The sequence below is a fragment of the Saccharopolyspora sp. NPDC049357 genome, assembly GCF_040677225.1.
In the GTDB taxonomy this organism is placed as follows: Bacteria; Actinomycetota; Actinomycetes; order Mycobacteriales; family Pseudonocardiaceae; genus Saccharopolyspora.
This window is the reverse complement of record NZ_JBFAQJ010000027.1, coordinates 73197-90437: the sequence shown is the minus strand read 5'-3', so window position 1 is coordinate 90437 and position 17241 is coordinate 73197. Positions and strand designations below refer to the sequence as shown.

The 17241-nt window shown below is 68.4% G+C and carries 11 protein-coding genes; 1 reads left to right on the top strand and 10 read right to left on the bottom strand.

All coding sequences use genetic code 11. The features are described from left to right. Nucleotides 1-114: 114 nt before the first annotated feature. Nucleotides 115-3609: a DNA-directed RNA polymerase subunit beta gene (rpoB, locus tag AB0J91_RS21955; RefSeq protein WP_363786206.1), complete on the bottom strand. Its 3495-nt coding sequence runs from the start codon at nucleotides 3607-3609 to the stop codon at nucleotides 115-117. A 1102-nt stretch (nucleotides 3610-4711) separates the two neighbouring features. On the opposite strand from rpoB, the gene AB0J91_RS21950 reads away from it, so the two are divergent. Next, complete coding sequence (locus tag AB0J91_RS21950) at nucleotides 4712-7975, top strand: CHAT domain-containing protein (RefSeq protein WP_363871833.1); 3264 nt, start codon at nucleotides 4712-4714, stop codon at nucleotides 7973-7975. A 98-nt stretch (nucleotides 7976-8073) separates the two neighbouring features. Here the strand turns inward: AB0J91_RS21950 and AB0J91_RS21945 are convergent, their stop codons facing one another. The 9 genes from AB0J91_RS21945 to AB0J91_RS21905 are packed head-to-tail and all read right to left on the bottom strand — an operon-like array spanning nucleotide 8074 to nucleotide 17236. Then, nucleotides 8074-8967 carry a hypothetical protein gene (locus tag AB0J91_RS21945; protein WP_363871830.1) on the bottom strand — a complete coding sequence of 298 codons (894 nt, stop codon included), beginning with the start codon at nucleotides 8965-8967 and terminating at the stop codon, nucleotides 8074-8076. A 37-nt stretch (nucleotides 8968-9004) separates the two neighbouring features. Then, complete coding sequence (locus AB0J91_RS21940) at nucleotides 9005-9523, bottom strand: nuclear transport factor 2 family protein (RefSeq protein ID WP_363871827.1); 519 nt, start codon at nucleotides 9521-9523, stop codon at nucleotides 9005-9007. 12 nt (nucleotides 9524-9535) lie between these two features. Beyond that, on the bottom strand, nucleotides 9536-10639 hold the full coding sequence (locus tag AB0J91_RS21935) for an MlaD family protein (protein ID WP_363871824.1): 1104 nt from the start codon (nucleotides 10637-10639) through the stop codon (nucleotides 9536-9538). Further along, nucleotides 10639-11832 carry an MCE family protein gene (locus AB0J91_RS21930; RefSeq protein ID WP_363871821.1) on the bottom strand — a complete coding sequence of 398 codons (1194 nt, stop codon included), beginning with the start codon at nucleotides 11830-11832 and terminating at the stop codon, nucleotides 10639-10641. The genes AB0J91_RS21935 and AB0J91_RS21930 overlap by 1 nt, the downstream gene beginning before the upstream one ends. Continuing rightward, nucleotides 11832-13025, bottom strand: a complete 1194-nt coding sequence (locus AB0J91_RS21925) for an MCE family protein (RefSeq protein WP_363786194.1) — start codon at nucleotides 13023-13025, stop codon at nucleotides 11832-11834. Before AB0J91_RS21925 ends, AB0J91_RS21930 begins: the two co-directional genes overlap by 1 nt. Further along, nucleotides 13022-14002: an MCE family protein gene (locus tag AB0J91_RS21920; RefSeq protein WP_363871819.1), complete on the bottom strand. Its 981-nt coding sequence runs from the start codon at nucleotides 14000-14002 to the stop codon at nucleotides 13022-13024. The genes AB0J91_RS21925 and AB0J91_RS21920 overlap by 4 nt, the downstream gene beginning before the upstream one ends. Then, nucleotides 13999-15060, bottom strand: coding sequence for an MlaD family protein (locus AB0J91_RS21915; RefSeq protein WP_363871816.1), 1062 nt, complete (start codon nucleotides 15058-15060; stop codon nucleotides 13999-14001). Before AB0J91_RS21915 ends, AB0J91_RS21920 begins: the two co-directional genes overlap by 4 nt. Then, the gene (locus tag AB0J91_RS21910) at nucleotides 15057-16400 is read right to left on the bottom strand and encodes an MCE family protein (RefSeq protein WP_363871813.1); all 1344 of its coding nucleotides are present in this window, start codon (nucleotides 16398-16400) and stop codon (nucleotides 15057-15059) included. The genes AB0J91_RS21915 and AB0J91_RS21910 overlap by 4 nt, the downstream gene beginning before the upstream one ends. Continuing rightward, a complete protein-coding gene (locus tag AB0J91_RS21905) occupies nucleotides 16397-17236 on the bottom strand; it encodes an ABC transporter permease (RefSeq protein ID WP_132673917.1) in 840 nt (279 codons plus the stop codon). The genes AB0J91_RS21910 and AB0J91_RS21905 overlap by 4 nt, the downstream gene beginning before the upstream one ends. Nucleotides 17237-17241 lie beyond the last annotated feature (5 nt).

The window sequence follows — 17241 nt, the reverse complement described above, 5'->3', positions numbered from 1 at the left end:
CCACGCTTCTTTCCATTCCTTCATATTTATTTATTTGTGTTCCTACCCCTTCCCGGCGCTGGGGGGGCCCCCCCCGCCCCGCGGCCCTCCGCCCCCGCCCCCCCGCGGCGAGGGTCAGTGCGCGATGTCGTCGACCGACGGGTTCTCGTTGCGGGACAGGTTGATGCCGAGGTTGGCAGCGGCGCGCTCCAGGTCCTCGTCCTCGGTGTCGCGCATCTCGATCGCGGCGCCGTCACTGGAGAGCACCTCGACGTTCAGGCACAGCGACTGAAGCTCCTTCAGCAGCACCTTGAACGACTCCGGGATACCCGGCTCGGGGATGTTCTCGCCCTTGACGATCGCTTCGTAGACCTTGACGCGGCCCACCACGTCGTCGGACTTGATCGTCAACAGTTCCTGCAGCGTGTAGGCGGCGCCGTAGGCCTGCATGGCCCAGCACTCCATCTCACCGAAGCGCTGACCACCGAACTGCGCCTTACCGCCCAGCGGCTGCTGGGTGATCATCGAGTACGGGCCGGTGGAACGGGCGTGGATCTTGTCGTCCACCAGGTGCGACAGCTTGAGGATGTACATGTAGCCGACCGCGGTCGGGTACGGGTACGGCTCACCGCTGCGGCCGTCGAAGAGCTGCGCCTTGCCGTCTCCGCCGACCATCCGGTCGCCGTCGCGGTTCGGCTTGGTCGAGCCGAGCAGACCGGTGATCTCCTCCTCCCGCACACCGTCGAAGACGGGGCTGGCGGTGTTGGTCCCGGGCTCGACGTCGAGCAGCTCCTCCGGCAGGCGCTTGGCCCACTCGGCATCGGGGTCGATCGTCCAACCGCGCGAGGCGATCCAGCCGAGGTGCGTCTCCAGCACCTGGCCGATGTTCATCCGTCGCGGAACACCGTGGGTGTTCAGGATGATGTCGACCGGGGTGCCGTCGGACAGGAACGGCATGTCCTCGGCGGGCAGGATCTTGCCGATGACGCCCTTGTTGCCGTGGCGGCCGGCGAGCTTGTCGCCGTCCTGGATCTTGCGCTTCTGCGCGACGTAGACCCGCACCAGCTGGTTGACGCCCGGGGGCAGCTCGTCGTCGTCCTCGCGGTTGAACACGCGGACGCCGATGACCTTGCCGGTCTCGCCGTGCGGCACCTTCAGGGAGGTGTCGCGGACCTCGCGGGCCTTCTCGCCGAAGATGGCGCGCAGCAGCCGCTCCTCCGGGGTCAGCTCGGTCTCGCCCTTCGGGGTGACCTTGCCGACCAGGATGTCGCCGCCCTGGACCTCGGCACCGATGCGGATGATGCCGCGCTCGTCGAGGTCGGCCAGCACGTCGTCGGAGACGTTCGGGATGTCCCGGGTGATCTCCTCGGCACCGAGCTTGGTGTCGCGAGCGTCGACCTCGTGCTCCTCGATGTGGATCGAGGTGAGCACGTCGTCCTGCACCAGGCGCTGGCTCAGGATGATCGCGTCCTCGTAGTTGTGCCCCTCCCACGGCATGATCGCCACGAGCAGGTTCTTGCCCAGGGCCATCTCGCCGTTCTCGGTGCACGGTCCGTCCGCGATGACCTGCCCGGCCTCGATCCGGTCGCCCTCGTTGACGATCGGCTTCTGGTTGATGCAGGTGCCGTGGTTGGACCGGGAGAACTTCTCCATCCGGTACGAGCGGCGGGTGCCGTCGTCGGCCATGATCGTGACGAAGTCGGCGGTCAGCTCCTCGACCACACCGGCCTTGTCGGCGGTGATCACGTCACCGGCGTCGACCGCGGCGCGCAGCTCCATGCCGGTGCCGACCAGCGGGGACTCGCTGCGCAGCAGCGGCACCGCCTGACGCTGCATGTTCGCACCCATCAGGGCGCGGTTGGCGTCGTCGTGCTCCAGGAACGGAATCATCGCGGTCGCGGCGGAGACCATCTGCCGCGGCGAGACGTCCATGTAGTCGATCTCGGTGGGGGCGAGCAGCTCGACCTCACCGCCCTTGCGTCGACCCAGGACCCGCTCGTCGACGAAGTTGCCGTCGTCGTCGATGACCGCGTTGGCCTGCGCCTTGACGTAGCGGTCCTCTTCGTCGGCCGTCAGGTAGTCGATCTGGTCGGTGACCCGGCCGTCGACGACCTTGCGGTACGGCGTCTCGATGAAGCCGAACGGGTTGACCCGCGCGAACGTGGCCAGCGAGCCGATCAGACCGATGTTCGGGCCTTCCGGCGTCTCGATCGGACACATGCGGCCGTAGTGCGAGGGGTGCACGTCTCGGACTTCCATGCCCGCGCGCTCACGGGACAGACCACCCGGGCCGAGCGCGGAGAGACGACGCTTGTGCGTCAGACCCGCGATCGGGTTGGTCTGGTCCATGAACTGCGACAGCTGCGAAGTGCCGAAGAACTCCCGGATCGCCGCCGTGATCGGGCGGATGTTGATCAGGGTCTGCGGCGTGATCGCCTCGACGTCCTGCGTGGTCATCCGCTCGCGGACGACCCGCTCCATGCGCGACAGGCCGACCCGGACCTGGTTCTGGATCAGTTCGCCGACGGTGCGCAGGCGGCGGTTGCCGAAGTGGTCGATGTCGTCGACCTCGACCGGGATGTTGTCGCCGGCGTCCTCACCGCGAGCGGGCATCTCGATCTCGCCTGCGTGCAGGCGGACCAGGTACTCGATCGTGGTGACGATGTCCTCTTCGGTCAGCACGCCGGTCTCGTAGGACTGCGAGAGACCGATCTTCTTGTTGACCTTGTAGCGGCCGACGCGAGCCAGGTCGTAGCGCTTCTCCTTGAAGAACAGGTTCTCCAGGAGGGTCTGCGCGCTCTCCTTGGTCGGCGGCTCGCCCGGGCGCAGCTTGCGGTAGATGTCCAGCAGCGCCTCGTCGGTGCCGCCGGTGTGGTCCTTCTCCAGGGTCGCCATCAGCGTCTCGGAGAAGCCGAAGCGCTCGCGGATGGCCTCGGTGGACCAGCCCAGCGCCTTGAGCAGCACGGTGACCGGCTGACGGCGCTTGCGGTCGATGCGGACACCGACGGTGTCGCGCTTGTCGACGTCGAACTCGAGCCACGCACCGCGGCTCGGGATGATCTTGACGCTGAAGACGTCCTTGTCAGTGGTCTTGTCGACCGACTGGTCGAAGTAGACACCGGGGGAACGCACGAGCTGGGAGACCACGACCCGCTCGGTTCCGTTGATGATGAAGGTGCCCTTGTCGGTCATCATCGGGAAGTCACCCATGAACACCGTCTGGCTCTTGATCTCGCCAGTCGAGTGGTTGGTGAATTCAGCGGTGACGAACAGGGGCGCCGCGTAGGTCATGTCCTTGTCCGTGCACTCCCCGACGGAGGCCTTGACCTCGTCGAAGCGCGGGTCGGAGAAAGACAGCGACATCGATCCGGAGAAGTCCTCGATCGGGGAGATCTCGCTGAGGACCTCCTCAAGACCACCAACCGGATTGTCCTCGCCGGCGTCGACCCGGCGCTGGAACCAGGCCTCGTTACCGACAAGCCATTCGAAGGACTGGATCTGCAGGTCTAGCAGGTTCGGCACGTTCAGCGGTTCGCGGATGTTCGCGAACGAGACCCGCTTGGGTGCCCCAGGGATCCCCGACGTGTAGTTGGAAGCTGCAGAGACCTTGGTCGCGCGGGAGACTGCCAAGATGCGTCCTTCCGGGACTCTGAACTGGCTACAGCCATGCTCACGGCAAAAAGCGCGCGTCAGGCAAGCGCGCAGATCACTAGCACAGCTGTCAAGGGTGCAATGGCGCCGACCACCCTACGGTCCAGTGCGGGCAGACCTATAGGAGGGCAGCGCAAAGTAGCAGTCTAGCCGGAAGGACGCCAGCTGTCGAGGGGGCCCACCGATGGCGGCCCAGCCCCGCGTTGAGGACCAGAGTGAACCCGCACGCGCTTTCAGTCAAGAGATCACCGATCGATCACTCTCGTGGCGGAAAACACGATCACCTCGCGTGACCACCGAAAGACCCTTTTAACCTGGTCAGGGCCTGTTGATCATCACATGCGGCAGTTCCTTCACGCCCTTGGCGAACCCCCTCCGATCGGCTCTTGACAACGGCTCAGGAACCCCCTTCAGGCCACAGAGGAGGGACCCGGAACACACTTCCGGCCCGTCCGCGGTCGCCGCGAGACCACCCGAGACCACCTCGACGCGGTCGATCTCCACCTGAAAGTGGTCATTCTCGGCCCGTCCCGCCCTTCCGCGACGCACGCCACACAATTCCCACGAGCCCCATGAGCCCCAATTCGCACCCGCCCGAGTGGATTCACCCCAGAACTCGTGCGCGAATTTCGGAGGGCCCGGTTTCGCGATCTTGAAAAGATTGGCCCAGACCATTTAGCGGGACCACCCGAGACCACTCGCAGGGGTCGGGAAATCTGGAAACGCCCGTTCATGAACGACTACGTTGAGTGGCGGCATGTGGTGTGACCTGGACGGCCGCCACCCGAACGTCGTAACGCTCCGAGGCTCGACATCAACTCCGGGCGACCATCCAGGCGGCTTGACCACATCGAGACCCCAAGATGCCGCAAACCTTCCCCTACGGGGCTGATGCCGTCGCGCAGAGCTAGTAGTTTCACCAACCGAAGCTCAGCAATTACATCCAACCGGGGGGACGCGTCACCTTGTGGCGATCTCACCTAGTAACACATGGGCTACTCGACAAATACCTCCGCCGGTAACGTGAGATGACCACCGGCTTCCCCGACCGGTGCCCGGCAGGCCACAGGAGAAACGACCGATGACAGACGATGCAAGCCGCGCGAGCGAGCGGTTCCGCGGGCTGCAGCGTTGGACCGGAGGCAAGGACCAGAGCGGCCCTCAACCCCCTCAATCCAGTTGGTTCGCACCGGAGGACGACGGCGAACCCACCGCGGACAGCCCCGACGCACGACCCGGCGGTCCGCACACCGGCACCAACCCCGGCACCGGCACCAACCCCGGCACCGGGACCAATCCCGGCTTCGGCGGCGGACCCGGCAGGGGCGGACCCGCCACCGGCGGGCACAGCGCGGTCGGCGCCAAACCCGGGGGCACCGAGCGTCGCAGCGCCGAGCAGCGCTACGCGGACGCGATCGCGGCGATGAACCAGATCGTCACCACGCTCGACTTCAGCAACCTGCAGTGGGTCACCGAGGTCTTCCGCACCACCGCGGGCGTGCTGCGCGAGGACGACCCCGCCCGAGCGGGCGTGCTCAACAACCTCGGCAGCGCCGTCCAGCTGACCTACGTGCGCAGTCGCGAGCTCGCCGATCTCGAAGACGCCATCGGCTACTACCGGGCGGCGACGAACTCCGCGCACTCCGGCGACCGCGACCGCATCCTCTACTACTGCAACCTCGCGCTGGCCCTGACCGACCTCGCGGGCAAGACCGGTCAGGCCCAGTTCGCGGCCGACAGCGCGCAGGTCGCGCGCGAAGCCGTCGAGAAGACGCCCAAGCGCGACCAGCGGCGCCCCATGGTGCTGCTGCGACTGGCCAACGCGCTGAAGCTGCACGCCCAGCTCGCGGACTCGGCGCAATCCGACGAGGAATCCATCGCGGTGTTCCGGGAAGCCGCGCGGATCTCCCCGGCCAGCGACGCCACCACCTCCGAGCTGCTGATCAACCTCGGGGCCGCGCTGATGCGCCGCTACCAGCGCAACGGCGACCCGGACGACCTCGACGAGGCGATCAAGCACCTGTCGGCCGGATCGGGTGCGCTGCCCGACGGCGACGCCCGCCGCGGCGGGCTGTGCCGGTACGCCGAGGCTCTGCGGCTGCGCTTCCAGCGCAACGGCGACCTCACCGACCTCAACTCCGCGATCAACGAGCTCATCGGCGTCCTCGGCGTCCTCGAAGCCGGGAACCCGCAGCTGGGCACGGCCGTCTGGCAGCTGTCCGCCGCCACCGCCGAGCACGTCGACGCCACCGGCGAGGCCGGCCAGCTGCGCCGCGTGCTGCGCCCGATCACACCGGCCGTGCGGGCGCTGGCCACCGAGGACACCCACCGCTCGCTCGCGCTGGGCGGCTACGCGATCCTGCTGCGCAGGCACTTCATGCACGGCGGCGAGGCCAAGGCGCTGGACACCGCGGTCACCGCGGGCGAAGCGTCGGTGGAGGCCGCCGCTCCCTCCCAGCGCGCTCGGATGATCACCGCGCTGAACACGAGCCTGCTGGTGCGCTACGAGCACGTCGAGAACCGCGACGACCTGGACCGCGCCGGCGAACTGGCCCGCGAGGCGGCGAAGTCCTCGGACTCCCAGACCCAGCACATCGCGTGGGTCCAGCTGGGCGCGGTGCTGGCCCACCGGTTCCAGCGGGCCGGGCGCGCGCAGGACGTCGAGACCGCGATCGAGCTGTTCGACCAAGCGCTGATCGGGATGCCGGACACCACTCCCGGGCGGGCGGCGGTGTCCATCCAGCTCGGCCGGGCGCTGCAGGCACTGCACCAGCGCACCGGTCGCCGCCGGTACCACCGCTGGGCCCGCAAGGTGCTCACCGAGGCCGCCACCCAGATCAACGCACCCGCCGAGCAGCGGCTACGGGCAGCCGCGCTGGCAGGACGCATCAGCGCTCAGGAGCAGCGCTGGTCGGAGGCGCTGGAGTCGTTCACCACCGCCGTCGAGCTGCTGCCGCTGATGACGCGCGGCAAGCGGGTCGTCGCCTCGCCGAGCGCGCAGCAGCGCTGGGCCTCGATCGTGGCCGATGCGGCGGCCAGCGCCATCGAGGCCGGCGAACCGGACAAGGCCGTGGAGCTCATCGAGCACGGCAGGTCGGCGATCCTGGCGGACTTCCTGCCCAGCGGGGGCGAGCTCGGCTCGCTGCACCGCGAGCACCCGGACCTCGCCGACGAGATCGTGCGGCTGCGGCGGTTGCTGGACCGCCCGGCCGAGGACCCCGACCTGGGCGACACCGACGACCGGATGCGGCTGGCCGAGTCCTGGGCTGTGCTGATCGACGAGGTCCGCGAGGTCCAGCCGACGCATCTGCGGATCCGGCCGTTCTCCGAGCTCAGCGGTGTCGGCGGCGACGGGTCGGTGGCGATCGTCAACCTCAGCCGGTACCGCTCGGACGTGCTGGTGATCTTCGGCGGCCGGGTGCTGACCGTCCCGATCCCGCACGCCACCCCGGAGAAGGCGGGCGAGCAGGCCCTCACGCTGCTGACCGCCGCGCAGCAGGACGACCACGCGTCGATGGCCGAGGTGCTGGACTGGACGTGGGTGCGACTGGTGCGGCCGGTGCTGGACCGGATGGGCTACCTCAACACACCGGCCGCGGGTGCGCGCTGGCCGCGGGTCTGGTGGAGCGCTTTCGGCGCATCGGCCTACCTGCCGCTGCACTCCGCGACGGCGCACGCGGGCGCCTCGGCGCTGGATCGCGTCGTCTCGTCGCACACGCCGACGCTGGGCTGCCTGCTGCGCGCCCGCACCAGGCCGGTGCCGGAGGGCGAGGCGCTGGTGGCGGCCGGATCGGCGGAGCAGGTCTCGCGCGAGCTGCCGCCGCAGAACCAGGTGCTGGCCCAGCACTGGCCGGGCGCGGAGATCATCTCCACCGAGAGCGCCAGCGCGACCGACGTGCTGCGGATGCTGCCGAACTACCCGTGGGTGCACATCTGCGAGCCGAGCTCGCAGTTCCCCGCCCAGCCCGCCGCCGGGATGCTGCTGGACCGCGACGGCCAGCGGCCGCTCGGCCTGGTCGAGCTGGGTCAGGTCGCGCTGGACAAGGCGGAGTTCTGCTACCTGGGTCAGGTCGCGACCGCGGCCGATCAGCCGTGCGCGGCTGCGCTGTCGCTGGCCTCGGCGCTGGGGTTCGCCGGGTTCACGCACGTCATCGGCACCCTGTGGGAGGTCGACGTGAACAGCGCGATCGAGGCGCACGCGGACTTCTACTCGGAGGTCTTCGGGCAGAGCGGGTACGGAACCGACGGTGCCGCCTACGCGCTGCACAACGCGGCCCGGGAGATCCGCAACGCGCGTCCGAACGCACATGCGACCTGGAGCGCCCACGTCCACGTCGGGCCGTGAGCCCGGGGCGGTTCTGGTCCGAACTGACCGGACGGAACGGTCATCGATCATGGACGTTTCGGACCAGAACTGCCCGCTGGTGCTGCCTCGGGGTTCCGTCAGCGCAGCGTGAGCTGGGTGATCTTCCACTTGTCGCCCTGCTTCTCGGCGCTGACCGAGAGCTGAGCGGGGCCGATGTTGGACTCACCGGTGTTGGCGCGCATGGCGTGCTGGTCGACGAAGACCAGGACCTCGGCGCGGTCGCCTTCCAGGCGCGTCACCGCGCTGTTCTTCACCGTGGTGGTGACGATCAGCTGCTGCTGCGGGGCCTGCTGCTTGACCAGGGCGAACAGCTCGTCGTACTTCTGCACGGCCGAGCCGACCAGGAGGTCCTTGGCGGCGTTCTCGGTCTTGGCCGTGTCGTTGAAGTCGTAGGAGAAGAGCTTCTCGATGCCGTCGCTGACCTGGCCGTTGACCTCGCTGGTCTCCCCGGCCGAGGTCAACGCCTCGTTCGCGGCCGGGCCGGTGTTGTAGGTCGTGTAGGTCGAGACGCCGAAGAAGATCGCCAGCGCGAACAGCAGCGCCGTCGCGCCCCACAGCACCCACGGCTTGCCGGTCTCGCCGGACTCCGCGACGTCGGACTTCGGCCCCTCGGCCTCGGCGTCCTGGGTCTCGACCTCCGCGGTCTCGCTCGGCTCCGGCTCCGCGGCGGACGACTCCTCCGCGGACGACGGCTCCTCGGCGGCAACAGCCTCGCTGACCTGCGACTCCGGCTCAGCCGTCTCGCTCCCGGCGGTCTCCGGCTCGGCGGACGCTGTTTCAGCGACCGCGGCCTCGGGCTCGGCGGCCTCCGGCTGCTCGGTCACCGCAGTGCCGTTGACCTGGTCCTCTTCCTCCGTCTTCGCGGTCTCCTCGGAGGAGGCGGGCGAGGTGGGGCGCTTGCGCAGGCCGGCCACCTTCGGCCGGCGGGCCGCTGGCTGCCGGTTCGTGCCGGAACGGCGGTTGGTAGGCACTGGCTGTACTCCTCGAATCGCTTTCGGGTCTCGCCGTTCAGCCGACCGGGACGGTGCCCAGTCCGCTGATCTTCCAGACGTCGCCCTCACGCGTGAGTTCTGCCTGGTAGCGATCCTGCTTGTTGGCCGGGGGCTGACCCTCCACGGTGACCGTGATCTGCACGACCGCGATCATCCGGGCCTTGCCCGCGTTCTCGTCGAGCTCGACGATGCCCGCGTCCAGCACGCGAGCGGTGGTGCTGCTCTTGGCCTGCTGGATCCGGGTCGCGTAGTCCTTGCGGCCCTTCCGGACCTCGTCCCGCAGCGCACCGGTGGAGTTGTCCTCCCACCGCTGCAGACCGCGGTCGATGTCCTTGTGGTCCAGGGTGTTGAAGTTGACGATCGCTTCTTGACCCTGCTGCAGCGCCTCATCACGCGTCCCGGCGTAGGCCACCGAGGAGTTGTTGCTGGCGAGCACCCACAGCACCCCGAGGACCAGGGCGCACACCAGGCTCACCACGAACAGCACCAGCGACAGCTTGGGCCGCCGGCGAGCGGTTTCGGCTTGAACGGTCACGTGTTGCCTCTCTTACTGCCCGGGTGCGTTCTGCGCGCCGCGCACTGAGGTCGGACTGCCCGGAGGCTCCGCGCAGTGCGCGTCCTTGTTGAGCGGCGCCGACGACATGTCGGTACCGGTCCGTTCGGGTGTTCCCTCGTACCCCTTGGTACACGGCATCGGGTCGAACAGGTTGAGAACCAGTCCGAAGTGAGCGGTGCCATCCCCGGGGACGACCGTGTTGGAGACCGCGACCTGAGCCGGGTAGCTGATGAACAGCTGCTCCATGCCGTCGGTGTGCGACGACAGCAGGTTCGCGGTCGTGGTCAGGTTCGCCAGCAGCGGCCCGAGCCGGGGGTTGTCCTTGATCAGGCCGGACAGCTGCACGGCTGCGGGCGGCGCCTTCTGGATGACGCCGCGCAGGTCGCCGTCGGAGCGCTCCAACGACTGCGACAGCAGGTTCAGGTCCTTGCTGAAGGACTTGATCGCCGAGCCCTGGTCGTTCTGCGTCGCCAGCACGGTCTTGCCGTCCTCCAGCAGCTGCACCGTCTGCGGCAGGTGGTTCTGCGCCTGCGTGGTGAACTCCCGCGAGGTGTCCAGGATCGTCTGCAGGTGACCGCCGTTGTCGCGGAAGGCGGTTCCCAGCTCGCTGACGACGGTGCGCAGCGAGTCCTGGGGCACGGAGTTGGCGAACGAGTCCAGGTTCATCATCAGGTCCTGGACCGGGAGCGGCGTGGTGGTGCGGGATTCGGCGATGACCGAACCCTCCTCGAGGTACGGGCCCTTGTCCTGCTTGGGACGCAGGTCCACGTACTGCTCACCGACCGCGGACCGGTTGGTGACCACGGCCTCGACGTCGGAGGGGATCGCCGGCGCGCTCTCCTCGATGTCCAGCGGGACCTGGACGCCGTCGTCGGTGAGCTTGAGCTCGCCGACCCGGCCGATCGGCACGCCCCGGTAGGTGACCTCCGCGTTCTGGAAGACACCGCCGGTGCTGGCCAGGTTCAGCGCCACCTCGTAACCGCGGTTGCCGAACAGCCGGTCCAGGCCGGCGTACTTGAACCCTGCGTAGCTGCAACCGATCAGCGCGATCAGCACGAAGCCGATGATCTGGAATCGGGCTCGACGGGTGAGCATCAGTTGTCACCTCCGAACAGCCAGCCCAGCACGCCGCCACCGGATTCCTCCGGTTTCGGCTGGGGCGGTGCGGGTTGCTGGGGCTGCTGCGTCTGTCCGTTCAGCGGCAGCGGGAGTCCGTCGGGCGCCGGCAGCAGCGGCTGGCGGGAGCGCCCGAGGTTCTCCACGATCGAGCTCAGGTTCAGGTCGACCTTGAGGTACAGGTTGTTGTAGTCGCTGCCCCCGATGCCGTCCACCGCGTTGTCCGGGAACGGGAAGGTGACCAGGGTTTCCAGCGACTTCGGCAGCGTGTCACCGGCGGCGGCGAGCTGGTGCAGCGTCGGCGCGAGCTGGTTGAGGTCGTGCACCAGGTCCTCGTGCGACTTGTCGACGACGTTGGTGGCCACGCCCGAGAGCCTGTCCAGCGACTGCAGCATGGTCACCAGCTGGCCGCGCTGCTCGTTGAGCACCTGGAGACCTGGTCCGAGGTCGCGCAGCGCGGTGTCGATGCTGCCGCGCTGCTCGTTGAGCTTGGCCGAGAGCCGGTTGATGCTGTCCAGCGCCCGCACGATGTCGTTGCGCTGCGCGTCGAGCCCGGAGACCAGCTCGTCCAGGTTGTTCAGCAGGCCGCGGATGTCGGACTCGCGGCCGCTCATCGCCTTGTTGAGCTCCTTGGTGATGTCCTGCAGCTGCGCGACACCACCGCCGTTGAGCAGCAGCGACAGCGCGCCGAGGACCTCTTCCACCTCGGGGTTGCGGTTGGAGCGGTTGAGCCCGATGGTCGCGCCGTCGGTCAGCCGCCCGGAGGCCGCCTCCCGCGGAGCGGCCAGCTCGACGTACTTCTCACCGAGCAGGCTGGACTGGCGCAGCCGGGCGGTGGAGTTGGCCGGCAGCTTCACGTCGCCGTTGACGGTGACGGTCACCTCGGCCTCCCACGTACCGGGGGCGAGGGCGATGTTGGAGACCCGGCCGACCGCGACGTCGTTGACCCGGACGCCCGCGTTGGGCACCAGGTCCAGCACGTCGGCGAAGCGGACCTTCACGTCGTAGGGGCGGCTGCCGACGTCGGCGCCGCCTGGCAGCGGCATGTCGTAGACGCCTCGGGAGGAACAACCCGACAGCGCCAGCAGGCCGACCGTCGCGACCGCGCCGACCTTGACGGCCGAGGAGCGGGTGAGGACGGATCGCACCAGACGAGTCAAACCGGACCGCATCACCGGCCACCTCCAGCGGGCTGAAGTCCGTTGGTCAGCGGCAGCGGCAACGGCGGCAGCTTGCCGTTCTGCACCGCGTTGAGCGACTCGGCCAGCGTCGGCAGCTTCTCGGTGCCTGCCAGCACCGGGCGCAGGGCGTCGCAGGCGCTGCTGACCTCGAGCGGAACCTGCTGCGGCGTGGACTGGTCGAGCAGCTTGCACACGGCCACCAGCGGGGGCTGGTTGAGCTCGTTGAACATCGCGCGCTGGTCCAGCGTTCCGGAAGCGCCGTTGTAGGAGTTGTTCAGGTTGCTCATCGCCAGCGGCGCGGTGGTCAGCGACTCGTTGAGCGCCGCCTTCTGCTTGACCAGCACGGCGGCCACGTCGTGGAGCTGGCTGACGTTGGACTGCACCTGGGAGCGGTTGTCCCGCACGAAGGACTCCACCTTGCCCAGCGCCACGGACAGCTCGGCCAGGGCCGCGCTCATGTCGTTGCGCTCTCCGGCGAGGTTGCTGCTGACCTCTTGCATCTGCGTGTTGAACCGGCGCATCTGGCCGTCGTTCTCGGCCAGCATCCCGGTGAAGCGCTGCAGGTTGTCGACCGTCTTGAACAGCTCTTCGCTGTTGCCCGACAGCGTCGTTCCCGCCTCACCGAGGTTGCGCAGCGTTTCCGACAGCGCCTTGCCGTTGCCCTCCAGGTTGGCCGCCCCGGTGTTGAGCAGGTCGGTCAGCGCGCCGTCCTTGTTGGCCCCCTGGGGCCCCAGCGCCTTGGTCAGGTCGTTGAGGCTCCGGTAGATGTTGTCCAGCTCGACGGGCGTCGCGGTGCGCTCGGCGGGGATCACCGCGTCGTCGCCCAGCTTCGGGCCTCCCTTGTAGACCGGGGCGAACTGCACGTACCGGTCGGAGACGATGCTGGGAGAGACCGCGACCAGGCTCGCGTTGGCGGGGATCGCGGTGTCGCGGTCCACGCTCAGCGTGACCTTGACCTGCTTGCCCTGCGGCGTCACCTCGTCGATGGTGCCGATCGGGACGCCGAGGACGCGCACGTCACCGCCCGGGTACAGGCCGACCGCGGCGTCGAAGTAGGCGGTGACCTTGCGCTCCGCCGCGCCGTAGAACAGCCACCAGCCGCCGACCGCGCCGAGCAGCACGACGACGATCCCGATGGTGAGGACCTTGGCCAGGTTCGAGCTCTTCGAGGGTGCGTTCGTCATTGCTTGCAACCCTCCTGGTTGATCGGTCCCACGGCGGGCGGCAGCAGACCGCAGATGTAGGTGTCGAACCAACGACCGTTGCCGAGGACGTTGGAGAACAGCCTGGTGAACGGGGCGAAGGTGTTCAGGCTCCGGTCCAGGTTCTGCTGGTTGCGCTGCAGCATCTTGGTCACCTTGTCCAGCTGTTGCAGCGTCGGCCCGAGCTGCGCCTGGTTGTCGTCGACCAGCCCGGTCAGCTGCTGCGACAGCTCCTGGGTCCCGGTCAGCAGCGACGAGATCGAGTCGCGGCGGGCCCGCAGCTCCTGCAGCAGCAGGTTGCCGTCGGAGAGCAGCTTCTCGAAGTCCTCGTTGCGGTCGGCGAGCTGCTGGGAGACCTGCGTGGTGTTGTTCAGCAGGTGCTCGATCTGCTCGTCGCGCGAGGAGATGGTCCTGGAGAGCTGCGAAAGCCCGTTGAGGGCCCCGCTGACCTCGCCCGGGGTGTCCTTGAACGTGCTCGACAGCGTTTCGAAGCTCTTCGCCAGCTGCCCAGTGTCGATCTGGTCGACGTTCTTGGACAGGTCGCTGAACGCCTCGATGACGTCGTAGGGCGACATGGTCCGGTTGAGCGGGATCGGCTGGTCGTTGTCGAGCTCCTTGGAGCCCTGCGGGTCCAGCGCCAGGTACTTCTGGCCGAGCAGGGTCTTGACCTTGATCGCCGCGGTGGTGTGGTCACCGAGCTCGGCGTTGGAGACCCGGAAGCTGACCAGCACGTGGTCGCCTTCGAGCTCGACGTCGGAGACGGTGCCGACCTTGACACCGGCGATCCGGACCTCGTTGTCCTCGCGCAGTCCCGCGGCCTCGGTGAACTGCGCGGTGTAGGTGGTGCCGCTGACCAGCGGCAGCCGCTCGTAGTTGGCCACCAGCAGGAACGCGAGCACCAGCACCAGGATGCCGGCGACGCCGATCTTGAGCGGGTCGCGCTGGGAGTAGGAAGTCATGGCTGGCACCTCGGCTGGGTCACCGGCATCAGCGGCAGCGGCAGGTTGACGTTGCCGACGCCGACGTTGCCGGAGGTCTTGCACAGGAAGAAGTTGAACCACGACCCGTGCGAGGCGGTCCGGCTCAAGCTCTCCAGCTTGTTCGGCATGTTGCGCAGCACCTGGTCCACCAGCTGCTCGTGGTCGTTGAGGTTCTTCGACACCTGGCCGAGGCCGGCGATGTCCTGCTGCAACCCGGGCCTGGCGTCCTGCAGGAGCCCGGCGGTGGTGTTGGTCAGCCCGTCCATCGCGGTGATCGCGCTGCCGATGGAGTCGCGGTCCTCGGCGAGTCCGGACACCACCTGCCGCAGCTGGCCGACCAGCTCGGAGAGCCGCTGGTCACGCGTGTTCACCGTGTCCAGCACGCCGTTGAGGTTGTTGATGACCTCGCCGATCACCTGGTCGCGCGAGGCGATGGTGGTCGTCAGCGAAGCCGTGTGCGACAGCAGGCTTTCCACCGTGCCGCCCTCACCCTGCAGGACCTGGATGATCTGGTACGACAGCTTGTTGACGTCCTCCGGCGACAGCGCCTGGAACAGCGGCTTGAAGCCGCCGAGCAGCACGGTCAGGTCCAGCGCCGGCTTGGTGCGCTCCAGCGGGATCGTGCCGCCCACCGGCAGGTATCCACCTTGGACGGTGCGGCCGGAGGCGCCGCCGGAGCCGGTGGTGGGCGTGGCGCCCTGCTCCAGCGCGATGTAGCGCTGCCCCACCAGGTTCCGGTACTTGATGGTCGCGGTCACCGAGGACGGCAGCCGCCGGTCGGCGACGTTGAACTTGACCTCGGCGACCTTGTTGTCGACGAGCTCGATGCTCTCGATCTCACCGACCTTCACACCCGAGATGCGCACCTCGTCGCCCTCGTTGAGGGCGGTGACGTCGGTGAACCGCGCGGTGTAGGAGCTCGACGAGCGCAGGTCCTGGTTGGCGATCGTCATGATCAGCAGGCCGGTGGCCAGCGAGGTGATCACGACGAAGACCAGGAACTTGACCAGTGGTCCGCGAATGCTGATCCCGTTCATCGGTAGCTCACCTCCGCACCTCGCAGGACCGGGCCGACCAGCAGGCTGCCCCAGTCGGGAACCTCCGAGGAGGGACGGCCCAGAGCAGGAGCCAGCACGGTGGCGACCATGTCGCGCTCAGCCGGCGAGTTGACCCACTGGGCCGCGGTGCCCGCCGGTGCCGACTGCGGAACGCTGGCCGCCGGCGGGTTCAGGCCGCCGTTGGCCGGACGCGACGCGGGCGGGGGAACCGAGCCGTCCTTGAACGGCCCGTCCGGCGGGTACTCCGGCATCGGGTCGAGGTGCTCCATGAAGTTGTAGCAACGCGGTCCGCGCTTGTCGGCGAACTCCGGCTCGTCCTGGTTCGGGCGGTACTTGCCGCGGTGCGGCGCGACTTCCAGCGTCACGTGCAGACCGGGCTCGTTGGTGCCCTCGCCGAACGCCTTGCGGATGCGCGGGACGTACTCCGCCATCTCGCCGAGGAAGCACGGGTAGGACGGCGAGTACTTGGCCAGCACGTCGAGCGTCGGACGCTGGGCGTCGGCGAGCTGGATGATGTTCTGGCCGTTTGCGTCGAGGAACGTCGTCAGGTCACCGGAGGTGGTGGTGAGCTGCCCGGTCATCTTCTGCAGGTTCTGCTTCTGGTCCACCAGGGTTCGCGCCGTGGTGGAGAAGTTGTCCAGCGCGGAGATGATGTCCGGCGCGGCCTGCTCGTAGGTCTGCGCGACGCCGACCAGCTCCCGCAGGTTGTCCCGCAGGTCCGGCACCGACGGGTTGAGCCCGTCCAGGTAGGTGTTGAGCTGGGTCAGCGTTTCGCCGACCTGCTCACCGCGGCCCGACAGCGCCTGGTCCAGCGCGTTGAGCGTGGCCGACAGGTCGTCGGGGTTCACCGCCTGCAGCACCGGCATGGTGTCCGCCAGCACGGTTTCCAGCTCCAGGCCCGCGCTGGTGCGGTCCTGCTCGATCACGCCGCCGGAGGCCAGCGTCTTCGACGAGGGCTTGTCCGGCATGTCCAGCGCCACGTAGCGCTCGCCGAACAGGGTGCGCGGCAGCAGCTGCGCGGAGACGTTGGCCGGGATCTTCTCGGCCATGTCCGGCTGCAGCGCCAGGTGCAGCTCGGCGCCCTTGCCGTCGGACTTCACCTCGACGACCCGGCCCACGATCATGCCGCGCACCTTGACGTCGGAGTCCGGCAGCAGCTGGTTGCCCGTCGATGCCGCCTTGAGGATGACGTCCGAGGACGCCGTGAACGACTTGTTGTAGAACGCCAGGCACAGCACGACGAACATGACCATGCTCATCAGCAGCGCCAGACCCATCAGCCTGCGCTTGACCTTGGTGACCGCTCCGCCCGCGCTCATCCGGTGATCCGAACGGTCGTCGTGGTGCCCCAGATCGCGAGGCTGAGGAAGAAGTCCAGCAGGGCGGTGGTCACGATCGCGGTCCGCACCGCGCGTCCCACCGCGACGCCGACCCCGGCGGGGCCGCCGCTGGCGCGGTACCCGTAGTAGCAGTGCGTCATGATCACCACCACGCTGAAGATCAGGACCTTCCCGAAGGACCACAGCACGTCCTCGGGAGGCAGGAACAGGTTGAAGTAGTGGTCGTAGGTGCCCGCCGACTGGCCGTAGAGGTAGACGGTGACACCGCGGGCCGCGACGTAGGACGTCAGCAGGCCCAGCACGTACAGGGGGATGACCGCGACGAATCCGGCCATCACGCGGGTGGTCACCAGGTAGGGCAGGCTCGGCACGCCCATGACCTCGAGCGCGTCGATCTCGTCGGAGATCCGCATGGCGCCGAGCTGGGCGGTGAACCCGGAACCGACCGTCGCCGACAGGGCCAGACCGGCCACCAGCGGCGCGATCTCACGCGTGTTGAAGTAGGCCGAGATGAAGCCGGCGAAGGCGGAGGTGCCCAGCTGGTCGAGGGCCGCGAAGCCCTGCAGGCCGACGACCGTTCCCGTGAACAGCGTCAGGCCGATCATCACGCCGACCGTGCCGCCGATGACCGCGAGAGCGCCGCTGCCGAAGCTGACCTCGGCCAGCAGGCGCAGCGTTTCCTTGGCGTAGCGCGGGATCGCCCGCGGAATCCATGCCAGCGATCGGATGTAGAACGACATCTGGTCACCCAGGTCGTCCAGCATCTCCACCGGCCGTCGGGCCGCGCGCTTGGCGCGCTGCGAGATCGTCACCATGTTCC